This is a genomic window from Aerococcus sp. 150760013-2 (genome assembly GCF_053627715.1).
The window spans coordinates 1-22636 of the sequence record NZ_JBSEYI010000019.1 but is presented as its reverse complement, the minus strand read 5'-3'; the positions used below and the strand labels follow the sequence as shown (position 1 = coordinate 22636).

At 40.8% G+C, this 22636-nt stretch carries 22 protein-coding genes; 19 read left to right on the top strand and 3 right to left on the bottom strand.

What is annotated here, in order from left to right; all coding sequences use genetic code 11:
* The first annotated feature begins 233 nt into the window (after positions 1–233).
* The 3 genes from ACUW85_RS09165 (at position 234) to ACUW85_RS09155 (ending at position 2517) form a co-directional block, all read left to right on the top strand.
* The gene (locus ACUW85_RS09165; RefSeq protein WP_039934560.1) at positions 234–728 is read left to right on the top strand and encodes an Lrp/AsnC family transcriptional regulator; all 495 of its coding nucleotides are present in this window, start codon (positions 234–236) and stop codon (positions 726–728) included.
* Positions 725–1894 (top strand): pyridoxal phosphate-dependent aminotransferase, encoded by a 1170-nt coding sequence (locus ACUW85_RS09160; RefSeq protein ID WP_182023644.1) that lies wholly within the window; start codon positions 725–727, stop codon positions 1892–1894. The genes ACUW85_RS09165 and ACUW85_RS09160 overlap by 4 nt, the downstream gene beginning before the upstream one ends.
* Before the next feature lie 80 nt (positions 1895–1974).
* Positions 1975–2517, top strand: coding sequence for a cysteine hydrolase family protein (locus ACUW85_RS09155; RefSeq protein WP_182023642.1), 543 nt, complete (start codon positions 1975–1977; stop codon positions 2515–2517).
* Between the two features lie 126 nt (positions 2518–2643).
* Here the strand turns inward: ACUW85_RS09155 and ACUW85_RS09150 are convergent, their stop codons facing one another.
* Positions 2644–4068, bottom strand: coding sequence for a putative glycoside hydrolase (locus ACUW85_RS09150; protein WP_182023641.1), 1425 nt, complete (start codon positions 4066–4068; stop codon positions 2644–2646).
* 26 nt (positions 4069–4094) lie between these two features.
* On the bottom strand, positions 4095–4721 hold the full coding sequence (locus ACUW85_RS09145; protein WP_182023639.1) for a YkyA family protein: 627 nt from the start codon (positions 4719–4721) through the stop codon (positions 4095–4097).
* Positions 4722–5025: 304 nt separating this feature from the next.
* Between ACUW85_RS09145 and ACUW85_RS09140 the strand changes: the two genes are divergently transcribed.
* From ACUW85_RS09140 to ACUW85_RS09130, 3 genes are all read left to right on the top strand, one after another.
* Positions 5026–6039: an alpha/beta hydrolase gene (locus ACUW85_RS09140; protein ID WP_182023637.1), complete on the top strand. Its 1014-nt coding sequence runs from the start codon at positions 5026–5028 to the stop codon at positions 6037–6039.
* 62 nt (positions 6040–6101) lie between these two features.
* Positions 6102–6800 (top strand): zinc metallopeptidase, encoded by a 699-nt coding sequence (locus ACUW85_RS09135; protein ID WP_182023635.1) that lies wholly within the window; start codon positions 6102–6104, stop codon positions 6798–6800.
* Positions 6801–7032: 232 nt separating this feature from the next.
* On the top strand, positions 7033–7866 hold the full coding sequence (locus tag ACUW85_RS09130; protein ID WP_149358101.1) for a DUF975 family protein: 834 nt from the start codon (positions 7033–7035) through the stop codon (positions 7864–7866).
* Positions 7867–8187: 321 nt separating this feature from the next.
* Here ACUW85_RS09130 and glnA read toward each other — a convergent pair whose 3' ends face one another.
* A complete protein-coding gene (gene glnA / locus ACUW85_RS09125) occupies positions 8188–9522 on the bottom strand; it encodes a type I glutamate--ammonia ligase (RefSeq protein WP_182023633.1) in 1335 nt (444 codons plus the stop codon).
* 210 nt (positions 9523–9732) lie between these two features.
* Here glnA and ACUW85_RS09120 point away from each other — a divergent pair, with 210 nt between their 5' ends.
* From ACUW85_RS09120 to ispE, 13 genes are all read left to right on the top strand, one after another.
* Positions 9733–10425, top strand: coding sequence for a DUF554 domain-containing protein (locus ACUW85_RS09120; protein WP_048726852.1), 693 nt, complete (start codon positions 9733–9735; stop codon positions 10423–10425).
* Between the two features lie 50 nt (positions 10426–10475).
* Positions 10476–11081: a cyclodeaminase/cyclohydrolase family protein gene (locus tag ACUW85_RS09115; protein ID WP_182023631.1), complete on the top strand. Its 606-nt coding sequence runs from the start codon at positions 10476–10478 to the stop codon at positions 11079–11081.
* Positions 11082–11446: 365 nt separating this feature from the next.
* Positions 11447–12982 carry an AbgT family transporter gene (locus ACUW85_RS09110; RefSeq protein WP_182023629.1) on the top strand — a complete coding sequence of 512 codons (1536 nt, stop codon included), beginning with the start codon at positions 11447–11449 and terminating at the stop codon, positions 12980–12982.
* Positions 12983–13108: 126 nt separating this feature from the next.
* The gene (locus ACUW85_RS09105) at positions 13109–13789 is read left to right on the top strand and encodes an NAD(P)H-dependent oxidoreductase (protein ID WP_182023627.1); all 681 of its coding nucleotides are present in this window, start codon (positions 13109–13111) and stop codon (positions 13787–13789) included.
* A gap of 12 nt (positions 13790–13801) precedes the next feature.
* On the top strand, positions 13802–14014 hold the full coding sequence (locus tag ACUW85_RS09100) for a hypothetical protein (RefSeq protein WP_149256379.1): 213 nt from the start codon (positions 13802–13804) through the stop codon (positions 14012–14014).
* Positions 14015–14432: 418 nt separating this feature from the next.
* Positions 14433–15698 (top strand): tyrosine--tRNA ligase, encoded by a 1266-nt coding sequence (gene tyrS, locus ACUW85_RS09095; RefSeq protein ID WP_149315054.1) that lies wholly within the window; start codon positions 14433–14435, stop codon positions 15696–15698.
* 188 nt (positions 15699–15886) lie between these two features.
* The gene (locus ACUW85_RS09090) at positions 15887–16408 is read left to right on the top strand and encodes a C40 family peptidase (protein ID WP_048726871.1); all 522 of its coding nucleotides are present in this window, start codon (positions 15887–15889) and stop codon (positions 16406–16408) included.
* 206 nt (positions 16409–16614) lie between these two features.
* A complete protein-coding gene (gene metG, locus ACUW85_RS09085) occupies positions 16615–18633 on the top strand; it encodes a methionine--tRNA ligase (RefSeq protein WP_149315053.1) in 2019 nt (672 codons plus the stop codon).
* Positions 18634–18695: 62 nt separating this feature from the next.
* Positions 18696–19493: a TatD family hydrolase gene (locus ACUW85_RS09080; protein WP_182023625.1), complete on the top strand. Its 798-nt coding sequence runs from the start codon at positions 18696–18698 to the stop codon at positions 19491–19493.
* Complete coding sequence (rnmV, locus tag ACUW85_RS09075) at positions 19494–20123, top strand: ribonuclease M5 (protein ID WP_182023623.1); 630 nt, start codon at positions 19494–19496, stop codon at positions 20121–20123.
* Positions 20124–20132: 9 nt separating this feature from the next.
* A complete protein-coding gene (gene rsmA / locus ACUW85_RS09070; protein WP_182023621.1) occupies positions 20133–21029 on the top strand; it encodes a 16S rRNA (adenine(1518)-N(6)/adenine(1519)-N(6))-dimethyltransferase RsmA in 897 nt (298 codons plus the stop codon).
* A 119-nt stretch (positions 21030–21148) separates the two neighbouring features.
* A complete protein-coding gene (locus ACUW85_RS09065; RefSeq protein ID WP_003143068.1) occupies positions 21149–21382 on the top strand; it encodes a Veg family protein in 234 nt (77 codons plus the stop codon).
* A gap of 164 nt (positions 21383–21546) precedes the next feature.
* Positions 21547–22428 (top strand): 4-(cytidine 5'-diphospho)-2-C-methyl-D-erythritol kinase, encoded by an 882-nt coding sequence (ispE, locus tag ACUW85_RS09060; RefSeq protein ID WP_182023619.1) that lies wholly within the window; start codon positions 21547–21549, stop codon positions 22426–22428.
* The last annotated feature ends 208 nt before the right edge of the window (positions 22429–22636 follow it).

Here is a 22636-nt window from a genome sequence, read left to right as displayed (position 1 = left end):
ATCCCTTAGTGTCTTTAAACGGTTGGAGATATTATATCGTTTGTACAACCACCATGTTTAGGACAAACTCTCTGTTTTAACAGAGAGTAGTTGATATATACTAGAAGAGGAAGCGTTTTTGAAATTGGGGTGAAATCAAAAATTTTTATTAAAATTATTCAAATGAAGTGACAAAATTTCACTTTAAAAGTATGCTTAAGGCTACAAGTTATGTCGTTTTTGGAGGGATAAAAATGAACATCGAACAGAAAAAAGAATTGTTAGCTATCTTAGCGCAGGATGCGCGATTAGCACCTAAAACTATTGCTAACATGATTGAAGCTAACGAAGAAGAAGTCGTTGCGCAAATCGCTGCTTATGAAAAAGATAACGTGATTGCCGGCTACCACACCATGATCAACTGGGACGTTGCCGATGACAACTTGCTATCAGCGATGGTAGAAGTCAATGTTGATTTACACCACGGTGTATCTTATCAAGACATTGCAGAAACCATTTACCAATATGATCAAGTAGAATCTTTATACTTGATGTCAGGTACTTATGATTTCCTATTATTAACGAAGCGTTTAACGATGGTAGATATCTCTAAATTTATCTCTAAATTAGCAGCTATCGACGAAGTTAGCGCTACAACAACCCACATTGTAATGAACCGCTATAAAGAACAAGGGGTTGTCTACAAAGATATCAAAGAACATGGCGGACGTATGGTGATCTCACAATGACGAAATCTCAAAATAAAACCGTAATTGATATGGAGCCATCTGGTATACGCCGTTTTTTCGACATTGCCAATGAAATCGAAGGCGTGATTTCGCTTGGTGTAGGGGAGCCTGACTTTCCAACGCCTTGGTCAATTCGTGAAGAAGCGATTCGGGCCATTAGAAAAAGTAAAACTTATTATACTGCCAATGCAGGTTTAATTGAATTGCGACGTGCAATTTCAAATTATGTAGACCGCAAATATGACTTGGATTATGATCCAGATACGGAAGTGATTGTCACTGTTGGTGGTTCTGAAGCCATTGACCTTGCTTGTCGTGGATTAATTAACCCAGGTGATGAAGTATTGTGTATGGATCCGTCTTACGTATCCTATACACCGTCAATTGAGCTTGCTGGCGGAATTCCCGTACCAGTGAAGCTACCAAGTGAGCACGACTTCATTTTACAGCCGGAAAATATTGAAGCATTAATTACAGATAAGACAAAGGCTATTATTTTAAACTATCCAAACAACCCAACTGGGGCAGCGGCAACGCGTGAAGAGTTGGAAAAATTGGCTGACGTCATTAAGAGACATGATTTATATGTCTTAACGGATGAAATCTATTCTGAAATCTGGTACGCCAAAGATAAATACACATCAATCGCTTCGTTTGAAGGGATGAAAGAACGGACAATCTACATTAACGGATTTGCTAAAGCCTTCTCAATGACAGGATGGCGAATTGGTTACCTATGTGGACCAGAAGTTTTAGTGGAACAAATGTTGAAAATCCACCAGTTCACGATTATGGCTGCACCAACTGTATCGCAATATGCGTCAGTTGTGGCTTTAGAAGATTGTGATGACGATGTAGAAGCGATGCGGAAAGACTATTTAAAACGTCGTAACTTCTTATTGGGCCGATTCCGTGACATGGGTATTCCTTGTTTCGTACCACGCGGGGCTTTCTATACCTTCCCTGACATTCGTGAATTTGATATGACCAGTGAAGAATTTGCCTTGGCGCTCCTTGATGCGAAGAAATTGGCAGTTGTGCCTGGTTCAGCATTTGGTGAGGGTGGGGAAGGATTCTTACGTATTTCATATGCTTACTCAATTAAAGAATTGACGATTGCCATGAATAAAATAGAAGAATTCGTTACCGAGCTAAGAAACAAATAAAGCAAAGATAAATATTGTGTATAGAAATGCACATTCATTTTTCAAAGAATGATGCAAATGACGAGTGAGGGGCTGATTTCATGGGTAAAGAAGCATTAATCATTGTAGATATGAGTAACGATTTTGTGGCACCAGACGGTTCATTAACCGTTGGCCAACCAGGTCAAGCCATCGTTCCTTACATTAAATCTCTGGCAGAAGACTTTATCAGCCAAGGGAAGGATGTGGTCGTGGCTATGGATGCCCATCAAGTGGATGACCCACATTTTAAATTGTGGCCAGCTCATAATGTGGTTGGGACAGAAGGGCAAGCACTCTACGGTGAATTGCAGGACTGGTTCCAAGCTAACAAAGAGAATGAATTGGTCACATACCTGCCTAAAGAAAATTACAATAGTTTCTTTAATACGGGTTTGGCGGACTTGTTGCTGGATAAAGACGTTGATACAGTTCATGTCGTTGGTGTAGCCACAGATATTTGTGTTTTCAATACAGTTAGTGGGGCGGATGCTTATGGTTTTCAAACGAAAGTCCATGCAAATGGCGTTGCAACCTTTACAGATTTAGGGGACACTATGCTTGAACATATGACACGGTGTTTCCACACTGAAATAATCGAATAATAGTTGTCTCGCAAAGTTTGCACAAAAATAAGCGTTGTTCGTAACCTATAGATAATTTTCACCAATACTATTTAAAACAAAACAAAAACTCGATGCCAGCTGGCATCGAGTTTTTGCTTACTATGATTATTTGTAATCTACACCTCTTGTGTAGGTATTAGATGCATCCCAAAGTAGGTATTCGTTGGCGCCACTTTCAATGACAGCGTCAATTTGTTCTTGTACTTCCGTCGCGCCGTACTCAGCATAAGTACCTTCAGCTAGGTATGATGCGGTAAAGTCTTGTAACCAAGGTCTAGATACTGGTGATTCTTCAAGCTCAGCATTTAAAGCATTTTCTTTTTCCATATAAGCTTGTACAACTTCATATGGGTATAAGTCTGGATAGTCTAAGCCAAAGTAGCCAGGACCCCAGTGAGAAGGATAGATCATTGATGAAATAACGTCTACATTTTCTGCAATCATGTTGTAGTTTTGACCGATACCAGGTGTTGCCACAACATCTGTCACGTAACCAAAGATATCTGCTGAGACATCTACACCATATGGTTCAAGTTCTTCGCGGGCATAAGCTAGGAAGTCTGCGATAACCATTTGACGGGCTTCAGTTGAAGCTTTTCCATATTTAGCGTAGTCACCCATATCATAAGTTAAGGTTTCACCGAAAGTTTCAAATCCTTCTGGGAAACGAACATAGTCGAATTGGATATCTTTATAACCAGCGCGGGCGGCTGATTTTGCGACTTCTACTAGGTATGCCCAGTTATCTTTGTTGTATGGGTTCAAGAAGGCATCGCCACCACCGTTAGTCCATACTTCACCAGATTCTGTTAGGAAGGTACGAGAAGGGTCAGCATTGGCTAAGTTGGTATCTTTAAAGGTTGTGATACGGGCGATTGGATAGATTTGTTTGTCTTCGAAGGTTTGCATAATGCCTTCGCCGTCAATACTATCTGTTTCGTTGTTGTTGACCGTATCATCTTCTGACGGTAGATCCATAGTAATGTTCCCGTAGTCGTCTTTGACATCTAATACAACAGAATTTAGATTGGTTTCATCTAAAAGGGCCATATTTTCATCAAATAGGGCTTGGTCAGTGGCACCGACAGCTGATAGGTAAACCCCTTTTACCCCGTCTTCAGGATAGGGAATATCATAACCTGAATCGTATTGGAATTTTGAGGGTAAATTTTTTGGTTGGTTTAATAAAGCCGTTGCTTCTGTAGAAACATTTGGTAATTGTGTACCGTCACCTTCACCGCTTGTCGTTACAGCGCTAGCATCTTCATCACTTGCTTCAGTTGATTTAGCAGATTCACTGGTAGATTCAGCATTTTGTTCAGACGAACTTTCATTACTTGCGGTTTGTTCTTGGTTATTTTCATTGGCTAAGCCATACCAGTCTGTTCGAATGCCAAAGATTAAGGCTAAACCTAATACAATGGCTGTGAGTAGCCCTAAAACAAGTTTCCAATTGAATTTAGGTCCTTCGTTTTTTGGGTCTAAAGTTGTCTTAATATCCGGATTTGGATTGGATTGATTGTCTTTCAATGTTCTGGCCTCCGTTCTATTTCATTTTATTGTGCTTGATTTTCTGTTTGCGAAAGTTTGGCTAATGCCGTTAAGTCAGGTAACATTTCAGATAAGGCTGCTTGTGATGTTTCAAAGTTACCGTTAATTTCCGCTAGACCGTCAGAGAAGGTCGTTAGATCGCTGTCTTCAGCTGCTAAACTTGTGTAATAAGCATCTTCTTTTTCCAAAACAGCTTGGTAGTTTTCAATGTAGGCGCTCATTTGCGTGTTCACACTGTCAGCTAATTGGCGAGACATATCAAAGTTGGCGAAATCTTCCCCAGCTGTGAAGTCAGTTTCGTCAAATTCGTTTAAGCTTTCAACCTGATCTTGGAAATCTTCAAATAGCGATTTTAATTCGTCAAATTCTTCTTGTCTGGTTTGTAGGTTTTCCCGTGTTGCACCCGTGCCTGATTCAGCCAAGTTGGCTAGACTTTCATCAGCTGCTAAATCCGCTTCAAAAGCATCTTGCAAGGCCATTTCCTGCGTTTGAATGGATTCTAATTGCCCCATCATAGTTTGGGCAATTTCGGCTGACTTTGTCACAACCTGGTCTGGTGTTCTAGAGCAGCCTGCTAATACCCCAATGCTCACCCCGACGATTGTAAGGGTGGTTAGTTTCTTCAATACCATTATCTATCTCCTTATTCTATTTTTTTCTTGTATTACCGCAGTGAATAACAGAAATGAATGCTGTATTTTTGGGTGTAGAATTGCGATAATAACCCATAAAGTATAATATACCCTTAATGATACGAGACTTAAACGAATTTCTCAAGAAATTAATATAATTTTTAGAAAATGCTAAGGGAAATGTAGGAATTCTTTTGCCAAAATTAGGACTTTAGTCCCTATCCAATGCCTGGTGTTCAGTTATAATAGACTAAAGAGCTCGTGCAAGTTTTATGATGAAGAAAATGGGGAGGAGCGTGCAAGAATGAGTAAGCAGTACAATAACCGACTTTGGCGACTAGGCTTAGCAGCTGCTGCAACAGGCGTCGGCTATGTTTATCATGCCATGAGTCAAGAGCGATCGGTGCGCAGCAAGGTGATACAAGATGGTATGAGGATTAAGCGAGAAGCTAATCGATTAACCCCTGCCAATAGCAAGAAACAAGCAACTGAAGACCTAGCTAAAAGGAGCATCAACCACGAAAACTTATTTTTTATTACCCGCGACCATGCTTCAGAGATTCACCGTGGCAAAAAGGGTGTCATCGTCGAGCTGACGGATATTGATACCGAACCGGTTTTGGACTCACAAGACACGCCTACAAAGAATGACAAACCCTGGATTATTTATTTTCATGGCGGTAGCGGGATTCATACCTTACAAGCGCGTGAATGGGCCTTCGCCCGAAAAATAGCTAACCGCTTTGAAGATGAGGCGAATGTATCAATTCCCTTGCTGCGGTCATTCGCTAATTATGACTTACGCGCTGAAGCCGGGCGGATTACAGCTCTAATAGAAGAAATCGCTGACAAAACGGGACGGTCACTAGAAAATATCTACTTTCTTGCTTCTGATACAGGTGCGATTCCAGCCTTATTGGTTGCGGACCGGATGGACCAAATCGGCCAACCAGTGAAACGGGTGATTTTACTGTCACCATGGCTAAACACAAGCTTTGATGACGTCAACATCAACCCAAACGATGTGCAATTTGACGCGACCAAGGTTAATGCCTTAAAAACGATCTGGCGGGATAAAAACCCAGCCTTGAACTATGCCAAAATGCCAATTGACTCAATGCCAGCAGTCGATTTTATTAACGGATCGGATGACAGCCACGCCTGCGACGGGCGTTGGTTGCACCGTCGATTACGTGCCCATAATCATACCAGTAACTATTACCAGTTTGATTACATGCACCATGAATTTTACCTGAACAACCTACCAGAAAGTCAGGAAGTTATTGACATTATCCACCAACAGATTATGAACCCATAATCCAGCATCTGCATTGGTCAGGGCGAGGTTAGCTGTTATAATATGAAAGAAGGAGTGATTCGATGTTTTTCCCCATGATGCTTGACTGGACTTATATCTTAATTCTTATTGGTGCTGTAATCGCGTCAATCGCAAGTGCCAACGTAAGTCGAACATTTAATAAATATAGTAAATATGCCACTGCAAAAGGAATGACCGGTACCCAAGTTGCCGAATACATCCTAGAATATTCAGGTATTACCAACGTTCGTGTTGAACGAATTTCTGGTAACTTAACCGACCACTACGATCCAAGCAATAAAGTACTGCGTTTATCAGACGCGACAGCCGATTCAAAATCGATTGCTGCTATCGGGGTTGCAGCCCATGAGTGTGGCCACGCGGTTCAAGACGCCCAAGGTTATTTCATGATGACCCTACGTCAAAAAATTGTACCCGCTGTCAATATCGGTTCAAAAATGTCTTGGCCAATCTTAATCCTAGGTGCCATCGCGGGCTATAACGAGACCTTTATCAACATTGGGATTATTTTGTTCTCTTTAACCTTACTTTTCCAATTAGTGACCTTACCAGTCGAATTTGACGCCTCTAAACGTGCGCTACAAATTATGGAAGATGGGCATATTTTAACAGCCAAAGAATTACCATATGCTCGTAAAACCTTGAACGCTGCAGCTATGACTTACGTCGCTTCAGCTATCGCAGGTGCCTTGTCATTACTACGTGTCTTGATTTTATTTGGTGGTCGTTCCCGCGACTAAGATGTAACCATTATTACTGGCAAAAAGAGAGCCTTGAGTACCACGGTATTCAAGGTTATTCTTTTGCGCGAAATAGGTCCTAGGGTGGATGGCGAAACTTGAGAATTTGATAAAATACTTATATAAGATTAGCTGATCTGAAAGGCAAGTATTGGTGCCTACCAGTTCATCGATTAGACAAGTATTATATGAACATAATCAATTGATTATTTTTATGAGGAGGTGACCGTGATTGCGAAGAAATTTAAAAGTGAAAGCTAAAGAGACTTTAAGTCAGAATGCAGGTTGGTTTGTCTTGTTTACCATTCTTTATTGGGCAATTGTATGGATAATTGGGACCTTACCAACTGCAGTATCCTTGGTCCTTTTCCCCATCAGCGTCCTGATTATTATCATTGAGATCGTTTTTATTGCCGGAGCTGAAATGGCTTATCTACGGTCATTGATGGTGAAGAATAACCAACGACCAATACAAATCCACCGTGACATTATTGGGCCAATCATGCGCGATTCAATTAAATTCACTTGGGCAGGCGTCCTACGTGGTTTTTATCTACTCATGTGGTCATTATTGTTGTTTTTCCCAGCGGTTTATAAAGGTATTGGATATGCATTGACCGATTATTTAATCGTCGACTTCCCAATCTTAACAGCATCTGAGGCCATCACAGAATCTCGTCGGATGATGCGCGGCCGGAAATGGCGATTTATCTGGCTAAACCTACGCTTTATCGGATGGTACCTATTGATTCCATTCACGCTAGGATTAGCCTACTTCTACGTCAAACCCTACCACACCCTAGCCTTAATCAACTTCTACGAAGAAGCATTAGATGAAACTGGCTACCCGGAAAAAGTATCACGACTAAGCCAAGCTAGAAAGCACCGGGCCAAAGAAATGCTTGTAGAAGAAGAGGAATACAAGCCGAAATCAAACCGAAAAGCCAAAAAACAAGGCAATACATACCGCAGATTTGCAAGAAAAGAAAAAACGTCCACATACAAAACCAACCACAGCTTTGTGGATGACAAGTATATAGACGATAAAAACTGGAACGACTTTTAAAAAGAGGGTGCGAGCTTTGGCGCTTAGGCAGGTAGCACTGGAAGACTAGTGCTGTGACACATACCGAGTGGCGCAAACTAGTCTGAAGTGGAGACCTGACTGGCAAAGCGAACCCGACTAGGGTGCGAGCTTTGATGTTTAGTCAGCTAGCTTCTAACACATTTAGGAGAGTAAAGGCTAAAGCATAACTGAATAATAAAATGAATAACCAAATTTAAACGCAGGATCTGGACTCCTCTCTAGGTCATGCGTTTTTTTCTATTCCTATACAATTAAAAAACACGACCTAGCTTTCGCCAAGTCGTGTCCATTTTACCTAAATTAGTATTGTTCCAAGTATGTATTCAATTCCCAGTCAGTTACTTGGTGTAAGTATTCTTGGCATTCAATACGTTTGCTTGAGATGAAGTTTGCAGTGATGTGTGCACCTAAAGCATCTTGTACAACGCTGTCGATTTCTAATTCGTCTAAAGCGCGAGAAAGAGAGCTAGGTAATTTATCAATGCCACCGTTAACTAATTCATCAGCAGTCATTTTGTATACGTTACGAGAAATAGGCGCTGGTGCAACCATTTCGTCTTCAATACCTTTAAGACCAGCACCTAAGATAGCAGCAAGTGCTAAGTAAGGGTTAGCCGCTGGGTCAACTGAACGTAATTCAACACGTGTTGATTTACCACGAGCAGCTGGGATACGGATTAGTGGTGAACGGTTACGAGTAGACCAAGCAATGTTTACTGGTGCTTCGTAACCTGAAACTAAACGTTTGTATGAGTTAACAATTGGGTTAGCAACTGCAGTAATCGCTTTAGCATGTTCTAAGACACCAGCGATAAATTGCATAGCTGTTTCAGATAATTGTGTTTCAGAATCTGCATCAAAGAAGACATTTTCACTTCCTTTGAATAGAGACATGTTACAGTGCATACCTGAACCATTGATACCGTAAATAGGTTTCGGCATGAAAGTAGCATGCAAGTTGTATTTACGCGCAACAGTTTTAACGATTAACTTGAATAATTGAATCTTATCGCAAGCATCTACAACATCAGTATATTTAAAGTCGATTTCGTGTTGCCCAATCGCAACCTCATGGTGAGAAGCTTCTATTTCAAATCCAAGATCTTCAAGGATCAATACGATTTCACGACGACAGTTTTCACCTAAATCAACAGGCGCAACGTCGAAGTAACCACCAACATCATTTACACGAGTCGTTGGGTTGCCGTCTTCTGCAAGTTTGAATAAGAAGAATTCTGGTTCAGGACCTAAGTTGAAAGCTGAGAAACCTAAGTCATCTAGTTTTTCTACCATACGTCTTAGGTTACCACGAGGATCACCTGCAAATGGTTCACCATCAGTTGTATAAATATCACAAATTAAGATGGCAACTTTTCTATCATCAGAGCCCCAAGGGAATACAGTCCAAGTATTCAAGTCTGGGTATAACTTCATATCAGCTTCTTCGATACGGACAAAACCATCAATAGAAGAACCATCGAAAGCCATTTCGTTATCTAAAGCTTTGTCTAGCTGTGAAACAGGGATTTCAACATTTTTCAAAATTCCATTAACGTCCGAAAATGCTAAACGAATAAAATGTACATTTTTCTCTTGTGCGTCTTCAAAAATTGCTTCTCTTGTCCATGTTGGCATAAAAATTGCTCCTTTTTTTGTCGTCCTAAATTTAACTACTTGTGTATTATGAATGTATTTTTAATAGAATGCAAGGGCAAATTAACGTTTTGTGTCACAAAATATAACATAGGAATCGAATTTTATAAAATGTTAACAAGTTCCACATAAAAATCTCATTATTTGTTATAATCAAATTCAAAAGATAACGAAGATAAGAGGAGTTAGGACATGGTCATATTTGGGGCAATCGTGAACGCAATTAGCGTAGTATTTGGGGCAGGTGTAGGGACGACATTCGGTCATCTCTTAAAAAACAACACGCGAAAAGGCATAATGACAGCCGTCGCCTTGGTCGTTATATTTATTGGTATCCAGGGTGCTCTTGAAACAGACGATTTAATCGTCATGGTGCTGTCCTTAGTGATTGGAACCTTAATCGGTGAAACAGTTGACTTCGACAGTAAATTTAACCATTTTGCCTTAAAACTCCAAGAAAGAGTAGCTGGCGAAGGTGGATCTACCTTTCAAGAAGCCTTTGTATCGGCTACCTTATTCGTTGTAGTCGGCGCAATGGCCATCATCGGATCCCTGCAGTCTGGTTTATTTCTAGACCACACCACCATGTACGCCAAATCCATCTTAGACTTTGTGTTCGTCTTTGTCTTGTCGTCAACGCTTGGGATCGGGTCAGCCTTTGCCGCTATCCCATTATTTATTTATGAAGCAGCCTTATCGTTATTATCCGCATCCATAGCGCCCTTATTAGGTGATGTCGTAACCACAGAAATCGGTGCGGTAGGGTCCCTCATTATTATGGGCTTAGGTTTCAATCTCTTACAAATCACAGACATCAAAGTCATGAACATCGCACCATCTATGTTCGTACCAATCGTTTTAATTCCACTATTCAATTTGTTTTAATATTATATAGGAGAAATTATTCAAAAAATCATTTAAAGGGAGAAATTATCATGGAAATGTACACTTATATCGAAGCATTAGCCTCAAGCCAATCAGCACCAGGGGGTGGGTCAGCAGCAGCATACGCCGGCACAATGGGCGCAGCCTTAGGTAACATGGTCCTAAATATTACTATTGAAAAGCAAAAAGGGGTGGACCTTGATTTGCTGACGGGTCTAGTCAATCAAATGACTAGCCACCAAGAAGCACTGTTCGCTTTGGTGCAAGGGGATGAAGACGCATCAAACCAACTATTCGGTGCATTCAAATTACCAAAAGCCACTGACCAAGAAAAAGCTGACCGTGTACAGGCAATTCAAGCAGGCTTAAAAATTGCCACAGAAGTGCCATTGGAAATCATGGACCATGCAACACAAGCCTTAGAAATTATGACCCAAGTCGCTAGCCTAGGACGCAAGTCTGTGATGGCCGATGTCACCGTTGGTACAACCATGCTGAAAACGGCTATCCAAGCAGCCAACGAAAATGTTGAAGAAAACGTCTTATTATTAAAAGACGAAAACCTACAAGGAGCATTAGGCGCCAAAGGAAAAGACTTGATTCAAAGAAGTGAAGCCGCAATTCAAACAATCACCGAAACTGTAGCTAGTCGTTAAAAGTTCTATAATTTATAATAGCCTCTTTCACAGGAAATACAAATCTAATAACGGAAGAGGTGAACATTACGAACAAAAACAATTACAAATTATTAGGATTCATATATCAATACGGTAGGGTTGAAACAAGTATCTGTGACTTATATTAAAAAAATTGGTATTTAGCCGTCAATAAATCTAACAAATCGATCCATATAAAGATGATATGGGTCTTTTTGTTTGGAAAAACGGAGATTACCTACTAAAGAAATGTTAAAAAATATGCAAAATTTAACAAAGACTTGAAGAAATTTAATGGAATCTTTATAATCTAAACAATAGTGAAAAGCTAGGCAAGAATTACAATAAGAAAAGAGATGAAATAAGTGGAAGAAAAACAACAAGAATCACGGTTACTCCGTATTCTTAACGGAATTGAACGTGTAGGGAACAAAATGCCTTCACCAATTATGATCTTCATTTACCTAAGTATTCTAGTTATTCTAGCGTCATGGGTAATGAGTATGTTTGGGGTATCGGTTGTCAATCCAGTAGATAATTCAGAGGTTGCAGTAAATAACTTGCTAACTGGTGAATACTTTGCCCGCATGATATCAGAAGCAGGGACAAACTTTGCCGGATTCCCAGCCTTGTCAGCCGTGTTAGTTATTATGCTTGGTGTAGGTATGGCTGAGAAATCAGGTTACTTTGAAGCGGTTCTAACTAACGTAGTGGAGAAAGCGCCCAAGCAATACATCTTGCTGATCATCATTTTTGCAGGTGTAATTGCCAATATCGCTGGGGACGCTGGTCCAATCGTATTGCCACCGTTAGCAGCCTTAACCTTCTTGAAAATTGGTTTAAACCCAATGGCCGGTGCAGTTCTAGGTTATGTATCATCACTTGCAGCCTTTGCGGCCAACGTGATGTTGGGGATGTCTGATGCCTTAGTATTCCCCTTTACAGAATCAGCAGCACAGACTATTATGCCAGATATTGAACTAAATGTTGCGATGAACTACTATTTCATCTTCGTTTCAACATTTGTATTAGTACCAGTTATTTACTTCGTACTGACTAAAATTTCATTACCACAAATGGGTGAGTACCAACCTGAATTTGCCGGTGAGAAATTACCAGCGGCTCACAAAGGTGGCTCATTATCAGATAAGGAAATCAAAGCAGTTAAATATGCAAACTGGTCATTACTAGCGACAATCGTTATTGTTGCAGTTTTAGCCTTGATGCCAAATTCATTCTTAGCAAATGCTGAAACAGGTTCGTTAATTTCTGGTTCACCATTTATGGATGGTATCACAGTCTTGATGACAATTATGTTCTTCGTACCAGGTTTCGTATACGGTAAAATGACCGGCCAAGTCAAAGATTCACACGACTTATCTCGGATGTTATCTTCATCAATGGCTGATATGGGTAGCTTCATCGTCATCATCTTCTTCTCAAGTCAAATGATGGCATACTTCTCATGGTCTAACATGGGGACAGTCATTGCGATTTCAGGAGCAACCTTACTAGAAAGCGCCAATGGTATCGCCTTAATCATCGGATTCATTTTATTATCAATGTTTGTTGACTTCTTTATTGGTTCAGCTTCGGCAAAATGGGCAATCCTGGCACCAATCTTTGTCCCAATGTTCATGCTATTAGGTTACCACCCATCATTCACCCAAATTCTTTACCGTATTGGTGATGGGATTATTAACCCGTTAACACCAATGCAAGCTTACATTCCGGTAGTTCTAGCAGTATTATACAAATACGACAAGCGTTCTGGTTTAGGAACTTTAATGTCTAACGTATTACCTTACTCAGTAGCCATCGGTATTGTGTGGATTATTATGGCAGTCATCTGGTACCTAATTGGTATCCCAGTTGGACCAAATTCACCAGTTTTATTATAAAAAATTATTCAATATAAATTTTGCAAGCAGTCTACTTGGTTAGGCTGCTTTTCTTATGTAAAATAGCCTTATGATAAAATGACTAGAAATGCATGGGAAAATATAAATGAGAAAGTAGGCGAATCAATGGCAAGCGTGATCTTTGGTGGTCATCCAGAAATGGAGACCTCAGCGTCCCACCAATTCCTGTATGAAGCAAGACCAAATACCATTCCTTTTATTCAAATTGAACGACCATTCACTGAAGCAAATGTGACAGCTTATCAAGAAGCTATCCTAGCATCAGACAGATGGTTGCTTCAATTTCCATTATTCTGGTATCAAGCACCTGGTTTAGTATCGGATTTTATTCAAGAAGTCTTTAATAAGGAATTTTTAGATACTTATAGTAAAAATTTAAAAGGTAAAGAATTTGGTGTAATCATCTCGGTGGGTGTACCTTTAAGACAGTACCAAGCAGGTGGCCGGGAACAAGTAACCATTTCAGAATTACTTCGACCTTTCCAATCCTTTGCACGTGCGATTGGCTTAGATTACCTGCCACCATTTGTCCTTGCCCAACATTCCTACCAACCAGAACATATCCAGCAAGACAACTTGGTCCGTTTTAGACAATACCTAGAACTACCAGCCCAGGCAAAATTTGCTGAGCGAAACGCTTGGTTGATCGCCCAATTAAAAGATATTGCAGGCGATTTTGATCAACCATTACAAGAGCAATTAAATTTAGTTGCTGAAGAATGGGCAGATGAAATGGACAATCTAGGCGACATTGAAGCGCAACTACCTAAAACAAGCTGGCGTTAAGGGGCACATCATATGACGGCATTAAACAAGGAGACTAGAACCCGAATGGAAAATGACTTGAAATGGACAGAGGCGATCATTGATCAAGCCATCGAAACAGCAACAGACTATGCAACAATCGCCATACTAAAAAAAGTGAAAGCTGAAATCGCTGAAACCGACAAACGTCTATTCCAAGCCCAAGGTCAATTAGACGGCCTAGCATGGAACCACGAAGAATGGTAGTTGGATAGAAGAAATAGCATATCAGTATCAATCGATAGTAGAAAAAGACATCAAAACTGCTTGACTTATCCAATGACTTTGATAAAATTCAGTGAGAAGTGAAAGTTTCACACGCAAATAATCTTGTGCAAGGAATGCACTATGGCACCAATTTAATTGGTGGAGTAGCGATGAATCTGGTAATTAGCGAACTAGTGGTGAGTGAAAACTAGTCAAGGATTGATAGTGAATTACACATAGTAGTACAAATTCCGCCGGCTAGTGCCCGATAACGCACAAAGAGAGGTTGTAAACTAAATGTTTATAATAATTTGGGTGGTAACACGGTAATTAATCGTCCCTGTCTAGGTTTTTCCAATTGGAAGAGCTTAGGGCAGGGGCTTTTTTATTTTTATAAAAGGAAAAAGGAGCGAAAAACATGAACATTATTGAAGAATTAGAATGGCGCGGTGCCATCAACCAACAAACTGATGAAGACGGCCTAAAAGCCTACATCAAAGACAACAAAATCAGCCTATACTGCGGTGTTGACCCAACTGGTGACTCACTACATATCGGTCACTTAATTCCATTTATGGTCCTTAAACGATTCCAATTAGCAGGACACCGTCCAGTTATCTTAATTGGGGGAGCGACAGGTTCAATCGGTGACCCTTCAGGTAAATCGGAAGAACGTAACCTACAATCTATGGAACAAGTAGAAGACAACGCCCGCAAATTAGCTGGTCAAATGGAAAACTTATTCCTGAAAGAAAAAGACGCCGACTTCCGTATGGTCAACAACTACGACTGGACTAAAAACCTGACTTTACTTGATTTCCTACGTAATATTGGGAAACGTTTCAACGTGAATACCATGATCAAAAAAGACATCGTTGCTTCACGTTTAGAAACAGGGATTTCATTTACAGAATTCTCATACCAAATCCTTCAATCAATGGACTTCTTACACTTATTTGAAAACGAGGATGTTCGTCTACAAATCGGTGGGGCTGACCAATGGGGGAACATCACATCAGGTTTAGAATTAATCCGTAAAGAAGCTGGTGCCGACGCAGAAGCCTTTGGATTAACTATTCCATTAATGTTGAAATCGGACGGCACTAAGTTCGGTAAAACAGCTGGTGGTGCGATTTGGCTAGACCCAGAAAAAACGTCACCATACGAATTCTACCAATTCTGGTTAAACCAAAACGATGCAGACGTCGTGAAATACTTGAAATACTTTACCTTCTTAAGCAAAGAAGAAATCGAGGCCCTAGAAGAAAAAGTAGCTAGTGAACCAGAAAAACGTGAAGCACAACGTCGTCTAGCAGAAGAAATGACTACCTTTGTTCACGGTCAATCAGGCTTACAAGATGCCCAAACCATCACAGAAGCCTTATTCTCAGGCAATATCGCAGACCTATCAGCCAAACAAATTGAACAAGGTTTCGGTAACATGCCAGGATCAACAATGCCTAAAGAAGGCAACAATTTAGCCGTTTGGTTAGTAGACGCAGGCATCGAAGGATCACGTCGTCAATCACGTGAAGACATCAACAACGGCGCCATCTACATCAACGGTCAACGCCTACAAGACGTCGACTACGAAATCTCAGCAACAGACGCCATCGAAGGCAAATACATCGTCGTTCGTCGCGGTAAGAAAAAATACTTCTTAGTTACCATCGAAGGCGCGTAAATATTGATATAGAAACGATGAAAGACTTGGACCCCGGTTCAGGTCTTTTTTTTGACAGCATTTTGAACCCACAACGTATACGTAAAACCACCAAAAAAACGCTTGGTAAAACTTGTGTAAATCCTATAGTAACAAGGATTTCAACCTGATATGATAGCCCTGTAATAACCATAGAAGGAGTGATCGATATGTTTAAAAAAAGAAGTTTCTTATACTTGCTGGCCGCCTTATATACAGTGGCTGCACTCGCGTTTCCAGCACAAGCCATTCATGCCAAGGGGAAGGGCACAATAGCGTCTCTACCAGCTAGCGACCAAAATGCGCAACTACCATTCAATACTACAACTACTAAACGGCAAGCCGTCCTGACCACAGCCAATGACTTGATTGGCACTCCTTATATTTGGGGTGGTAACGACCTATCTGGTTTTGATTGCTCCGGTTTTATTGAATATATTTTTAAGGCAAACGGCTTATATATGCCACGCACAACCAACCAACAGCAATATTTTGGCCAACCTGTAGACTTAAACAATGTTCAACCAGGCGACCTGTATTTTTTTGAAGAAGACGACCAGGTTTACCACGTCGCCTTGGCACTCGCGGATGGCTATTATTTACATGCTCCAAGCCCGGGGAAATCTGTTTCATACGGTCATGTCGGCCGCTTTGCCCCACAGTTCGCTAACCGGGTGATTAACGACTTGTAAGCAAGTAGTCTAGTAAGTAGATAAGTAGGTAGACTCATGAATCAGTTTAGGGCAAGTTTGCCATTTTTCGAATTGAATCATTAGGACATTATCAATTATTCATGACACGGGTGATCGTAAATGTCGTCGAAACCCCTTAAAATACTGGTAAATTATGATATACTGTTACGGAAAGAGAATAGACAAATATTAGGGGGCACTCATTCGTGGCTGAAAATAAAGAAACATTTTATATTACAACACCGATTTATTATCCAAGTGGTAAATTACATATCGGAAATACATATACAACAGTAGCATCTGACACACTTGCGCGTTACAAACGTGCGAACGGTTTTGATGTAATGTTCTTAACTGGTGCAGACGAGCACGGACAAAAAATCCAACAAAAAGCTGAAGAACAAGGTATTTCACCGCAAGAATACGTTGATGGTATGGCGGCTGGCATGCAAGAACTTTGGAAGACAATGAAGATTTCAAACGATACTTTCATGCGTACTTCAAGCCAACAACATATTGAAGCCATTCAATACATCTTCGAACGCTTATTAGAACAAGGTGATATTTACCTAGGTGAATATGAAGGTTGGTACTCAGTTTCTGATGAGGAGTTCTTCACTGAAACCCAATTAGAAGAAGTTTACAAAGATGAAAATGGCAAAGTAATCGGTGGTAAAGCGCCATCTGGTCACGACGTAGAATTAGTGAAAGAAGAATCTTACTTCTTCAAGATGAGTAAATACGCTGATCGTTTACTACAATACTACGAAGAGAACCCGACATTCATCCAACCTGAAACCCGTAAAAATGAAATGATCAACAACTTCATTAAACCAGGTTTAGAAGACTTGGCGGTTTCACGTACATCATTCAACTGGGGTGTGCCAGTTAAATCTAACCCTAAACACGTTGTCTACGTTTGGATTGACGCTTTGGCGAACTATATTACAGCCTTAGGCTACCCAAATGCGGATGCTGAAAATTTTGACAAATACTGGCCAGCAAATATCCATTTTGTAGGTAAAGAAATCGTTCGTTTCCATACGATTTATTGGCCAATTATGTTGATGGCATTAGACTTACCACTACCAAAACAAATCTTTGGCCACGGTTGGTTATTGATGCAAGATGGTAAAATGTCTAAATCTAAAGGGAACGTTGTTTACCCAGAAATGCTAGTTGAACGTTACGGTCTAGATGCCTTACGTTACTACTTGATGCGCGAAGTGAAATTTGGTCATGACGGTATCTTTACCCCTGACAACTTCATCAACCGTATTAACTATGACTTAGCGAATGACTTAGGAAACTTATTGAATCGTACTGTTTCAATGGTTAACAAGTACTTGGGTGGTCAAGTGGGTGCTTACCCAGGTCAAATTACTGACTTTGATGCACCATTAGAAGATTTAATCACATCTGAAGTGGCAGCTTACCGCCAATCAATGGATGACCTACAATTCAGTGTAGCCTTAGACCACGTTTGGGAGATCATCTCTCGTACCAACAAATATATTGATGAAACAGCGCCTTGGATCTTGGCCAAAGATGAAGCAGAAGCAAGTAAATTACAATCAGTGATGTACCACTTGGTAGACTCATTACGTGTGATTGCCATCCTAATCCAACCAGTTATGGTTGAAACGCCAGCTAACATCTTTGAACAATTAGGTTTAGATTTTGACGCTGACGCAGGTTTTGAAAATGCCAAAGTTGGTTTATACCCAGAAACTGCGAAAGTAGTTGAAAAAGGGCAACCAATCTTCCCACGTCTAGACCACGATGAAGAAGTTGCTTATATCCAAGCGCAAATGGCTGCCAATAAACCAGCTGGCGACGAGGAAGAAGATGAAAGCTTCAACCCTGAAGAAACTGAATTGGTATCCGTTAAAGATAGCCAAATCAAATATGATGTATTTGATAAAGTTGAAATCAAGGTTGCTGAAGTGATTGATGCTGACTTCGTTGAAGGGGCAGACAAATTATTGAAATTCAGATTGGACGCAGGGGACAAGGGTCACCGTCAAATCCTATCTGGTATTCGTGAATTCTATCCAGATCCAAGTGTTTTAATCGGGAAAAAAGTTTGCATCATCGCCAACTTGAAACCACGTAAGATGAAGGGTGAAGTTTCTCAAGGAATGATCCTTTCTGCAGAACACGAGGGTAAACTACAAGTAGTATTTGCACCTGAAGATGCTGCAAATGGTAGTGAAATAGCTTAATGATAACGCGAAGAAGGGGCTGGTTGTCACAGTCCCTTTTTCTAAGTTAAGAAAGGAAAAATATGTTATTTGATACGCACACACATTTAAATGTAGATGATTTTAATGACGACCGCGATGAAACCATCACTCGGGCTAGACATGCTGGGGTAAAAGGCTTTGCCTTAGTAGGTTTTAACTACAATACCATTAACCGAGCCCAAGAAATGATCAAGGAAAATGGGGACATGGTTGGAATTTACGGTTGGCATCCAACTGAAGCGGTGGATTACAATGCTGAAGCTGAAAAATACCTATTATCTACTTTAGAAGATGACCGGGTAGTGGCGGTTGGGGAAACAGGCTTGGATTATTACTGGGATACTAGTCCCCGTGACGTACAAGAAAAAGTTTTCCGCCGTCAACTAGCGATTGCCCGCGAATTACAGTTGCCTATTGTCATCCATAACCGGGACGCGACGGCTGATTGTTACCGCATTTTAAAAGAAGAAAAAGTGGGCGACTTCGGTGGCATTATGCATTCCTTTGGTGAAACACCTGAATGGGTCGAGAAATTCCTAGATTTAGGCATGCATGTCTCTTTTTCCGGGGTATCGACCTTCAAAAAAACGGTGGAAGTGCGGGAAGCTGCGAAATTGGTGCCTGATGATAAGATTTTGATTGAGACAGATTCGCCGTATTTAGCGCCGGTACCAAAACGGGGCAAACGTAATGAATCAGCCTTTGTAGCCTATGTGGCAGAGACCTTGGCAACGACACGTGAAAGCTCAATTGCAGATTTTGAAGCGCAAACCTTCCAAAATGCTTTGGATGTATTCGCACTGGATTTTGATGGCCAACAATTGGTCAAAAGAAAGTAGATGCGTGATATGACAGCTGAAGACAAACAGGGAGAGATGGCGAAAGCTGAAAATCCATCTGCAAAACAAAAGAAACAGATTAAACAGGTGATTGTAGTTGAGGGTAAGTCAGATACCCAACGGTTGAACCGGCTCTACCAAGTCACAACTATTGAAACTAACGGGTCAGCGGTTGATGAACGTACCTTGCTTGAAATCAAGAAAGCTCATGAACTCCACGGGGTGATTGTCTTTACAGATCCAGATATCTCAGGCACTAAGATTCGTCAAGCGGTTGTGGACGCTGTACCTGGTATTCAACATGCCTTTATTGAACGAGATGAAGCGAAACCAAGTCACAAGGGTAGTTTAGGGGTTGAGCATGCCTCTGATTCAGCGATTGAAAAAGCGCTGGTCAATGTTTACCAGTTGGCTGATCCAGCAGGAAACGCGGTTGAACCTATCGCACAAAAAGATTTGATTGCCTTAAGGTTAATTGGAACGCCGGATGCCAAAGACAGAAGAGAATACTTATCAAGCCAGCTACACTTGGGTTATGTCAACGGGAAACAGCTTGCGAAACGGTTAGCCCTTTTCCAGATATCATTAGACCAAGTAGCAACAGTGCTTGAAAATTACCAAAAGAAATAGGTGAAAATTATGAATGAACCCTTTAAATATATTGCAACGCCGTCAAGAACGGGTGCCATCCTAAAGAAATTCAATTTAGATGCGAAAAAGTCTTTGGGACAAAACTTTCTGACTGAACCGCAAATCCTACAACATATGGTGGATGTGGCAGGGGTGGACAAGGATACCAACGCTATTGAAATCGGACCGGGCATTGGGGCTTTAACGGAGTTTTTAGCTATCAATGCTAAGGAAGTATTGGCTTTTGAAATTGACCAACGCTTGTTGCCAGTTTTAGCAGATACCCTAAGTGACTACGACAATGTAACAATCAAGCACCAAGATATCTTGGAGGCGGACTTGAATGCGACAATGGCGGCTTTCCCACCTGCTGAGCGGACGGTTGTAGTGGCTAACTTGCCATATTATATTACAACGCCGATTATCTTCAATTTACTTGAAGCTAGCTTCCACTTCGACCAATTCATCTTGATGATGCAAAAAGAGGTAGCAGAACGATTGACAGCAGCCCCAGGAACAAAGGCTTACGGGTCATTATCAGTAGCTATTCAATACTACTGTGACGCGGAAATCGCCTTTACTGTACCGCGGACTGTTTTTAACCCACAACCTAACGTAGATTCGGCTATCTTGGCCTTAAACAAGCTGGATAAACCAAGAATTACTGTTGAAAATGAAGAATTTTTCTTCCATTTAGTACGGTCAAGCTTCAAACAACGCCGTAAGACCATCTGGAATAACTTACGTGCTGCCTTTGGAAAAGAGGAAGTTGTAGTTGAAAAAATGTTAAAAGCCCTTGAAGTTGCAGGTATTGACCAAAAGCAACGAGCGGAAACTTTAACGATTGCAGATTTTGGACACTTGGCAGATGCCCTGTACAAAGAAGATTTGACCTTCCAAGATTAAGAACATTTGGCTAAAATTCTCACCTATTTTTACCATTATAATTGTTGACAATAAAAGATAAAAATGGTATTTATATATCTTGCATTTTATGGTATACTGTATGGTAGAGAGGTGAGGGCATGCCAAATAATATTGCAACTATTAAAGCGGAACTTGAAGGAAAAATCGGTGAACGCGTCCATCTTACACAACAGATTGGTCGTAAACGCGTGATGAAACGCCAAGGGGTGCTAAGTGATACTTTCCCTGCTGTTTTCGTGGTTGAACTAGACCAAGAAGAAAATAAATTTGAACGCATCTGCTATAGCTATTCCGATGTGTTAACTGAATCAGTCGAAATCGAATTCGAATAAGCGATTGAAATGATATATATATTATATACGACATTGAAAACCGTCAGTATCTTGCTTCATCTGTGAAGTGCTTGATATTGTGGTTTTTTTCTTTTTAATCCGTGATATTTTTGGTAAACTTATTAGTAATTATACGGAAAAAATATTGGACGGGAGGTTTGCTTATGATCGAGGGAGAAGTAGCACCGGCAAAGATCAACCTTGCTCAAGATATATTATTTCGTCGCTCAGACAATTATCATGAAGTGGCCATGGTGATGACGTCAATCGATTTGTCAGATTACCTAACTTTTGAGCTGATTCCAGAAGACAAGATTATCGTGGAGACAAGTCGCGCCTTTTTGCCAGAAGATAACCGCAACCATGCCTATCAAGCGGCCCAACTCATGAAAAAAGTGGGCAATATCAAGACGGGCGTGCACATCTCAATCGAAAAGCGGATCCCTGTCGCAGCGGGGTTAGGCGGTGGGTCAACGGACGCAGCAGCAGTTTTTCGTAAACTTAACACCCTATGGGATATTAACTTGCCCCTGAAAGACTTGCAGGCGTTGGCCAATCAAGTAGGATCAGATGTGGCTTATTCGATTGCGGGTGGCACGGCTTTGGTAGAAGGGCGAGGGGAAAAAATACGCCAAATTCAACCAGCACCCAAATGTTGGATCATTCTTGCTAAACCAGCTATCTCAGTTTCAACGCGGAAAATTTTCAACCAACTAGATGTTGAACGGTTAAACTACGAACCCAATGCGCCAAAAGTACTGGCAGCCCTAGAGTCAGGGTCTTATGAAGACCTGATGGCAGCGATTGGCAATTCCTTGGAACCAGTAACCTTTAGCCAGCATCCTAAATTAGCCAAGTTGAAACAACAAATGCTCGATTTTGGTGCAGACGGGGTCACTATGTCTGGGTCAGGGCCAACAATCATTGGCTTTACCCAGGTTTATAGCCGTGGCCAACGGATTTATAATGCCTTACGCGGCTTTTGCCAAGAAGTTTATATGGTCCGGGTCATGCCTGAAATTAATGAAGCATTCAAAGATAAATAAATTTTAGGGGAAGGGTCGAGCTAAAACTCGACCTTTTTTACTTGCTAGCTTTTTGTAAGTATGATATATTAGCTTTTGTCAAATCGTATCGGTTACGATTTAATGAAGAAGTATTCATTTACAAGCTGTCAGCTAAGGAAACCTAGGTATTGATACCTAGGAGGAATTAGCGAAATAGACAGCTCTTTTTGTTGATTTTACTAGGTTA

Excerpts from the sequence above, each read along its gene's own strand:
- tyrS (WP_149315054.1), top strand. The coding sequence starts at position 14,433 with ATGAACATTATTGAAGAATTAGAATGGCGCGGTGCCATCAACCAACAA.
- ACUW85_RS09080 (WP_182023625.1), top strand. The coding sequence starts at position 18,696 with ATGTTATTTGATACGCACACACATTTAAATGTAGATGATTTTAATGAC.
- ACUW85_RS09090 (WP_048726871.1), top strand. The coding sequence starts at position 15,887 with ATGTTTAAAAAAAGAAGTTTCTTATACTTGCTGGCCGCCTTATATACA.
- glnA (WP_182023633.1), bottom strand. The coding sequence starts at position 9,522 with ATGCCAACATGGACAAGAGAAGCAATTTTTGAAGACGCACAAGAGAAA.
- ispE (WP_182023619.1), top strand. The coding sequence starts at position 21,547 with ATGATCGAGGGAGAAGTAGCACCGGCAAAGATCAACCTTGCTCAAGAT.
- ACUW85_RS09140 (WP_182023637.1), top strand. The coding sequence starts at position 5,026 with ATGAGTAAGCAGTACAATAACCGACTTTGGCGACTAGGCTTAGCAGCT.
- ACUW85_RS09120 (WP_048726852.1), top strand. The coding sequence starts at position 9,733 with ATGGTCATATTTGGGGCAATCGTGAACGCAATTAGCGTAGTATTTGGG.
- ACUW85_RS09160 (WP_182023644.1), top strand. The coding sequence starts at position 725 with ATGACGAAATCTCAAAATAAAACCGTAATTGATATGGAGCCATCTGGT.
- ACUW85_RS09145 (WP_182023639.1), bottom strand. The coding sequence starts at position 4,721 with ATGGTATTGAAGAAACTAACCACCCTTACAATCGTCGGGGTGAGCATT.
- ACUW85_RS09135 (WP_182023635.1), top strand. The coding sequence starts at position 6,102 with ATGTTTTTCCCCATGATGCTTGACTGGACTTATATCTTAATTCTTATT.
- ACUW85_RS09155 (WP_182023642.1), top strand. The coding sequence starts at position 1,975 with ATGGGTAAAGAAGCATTAATCATTGTAGATATGAGTAACGATTTTGTG.
- ACUW85_RS09105 (WP_182023627.1), top strand. The coding sequence starts at position 13,109 with ATGGCAAGCGTGATCTTTGGTGGTCATCCAGAAATGGAGACCTCAGCG.
- ACUW85_RS09100 (WP_149256379.1), top strand. The coding sequence starts at position 13,802 with ATGACGGCATTAAACAAGGAGACTAGAACCCGAATGGAAAATGACTTG.
- ACUW85_RS09115 (WP_182023631.1), top strand. The coding sequence starts at position 10,476 with ATGGAAATGTACACTTATATCGAAGCATTAGCCTCAAGCCAATCAGCA.
- ACUW85_RS09065 (WP_003143068.1), top strand. The coding sequence starts at position 21,149 with ATGCCAAATAATATTGCAACTATTAAAGCGGAACTTGAAGGAAAAATC.
- rnmV (WP_182023623.1), top strand. The coding sequence starts at position 19,494 with ATGCGTGATATGACAGCTGAAGACAAACAGGGAGAGATGGCGAAAGCT.
- ACUW85_RS09165 (WP_039934560.1), top strand. The coding sequence starts at position 234 with ATGAACATCGAACAGAAAAAAGAATTGTTAGCTATCTTAGCGCAGGAT.
- rsmA (WP_182023621.1), top strand. The coding sequence starts at position 20,133 with ATGAATGAACCCTTTAAATATATTGCAACGCCGTCAAGAACGGGTGCC.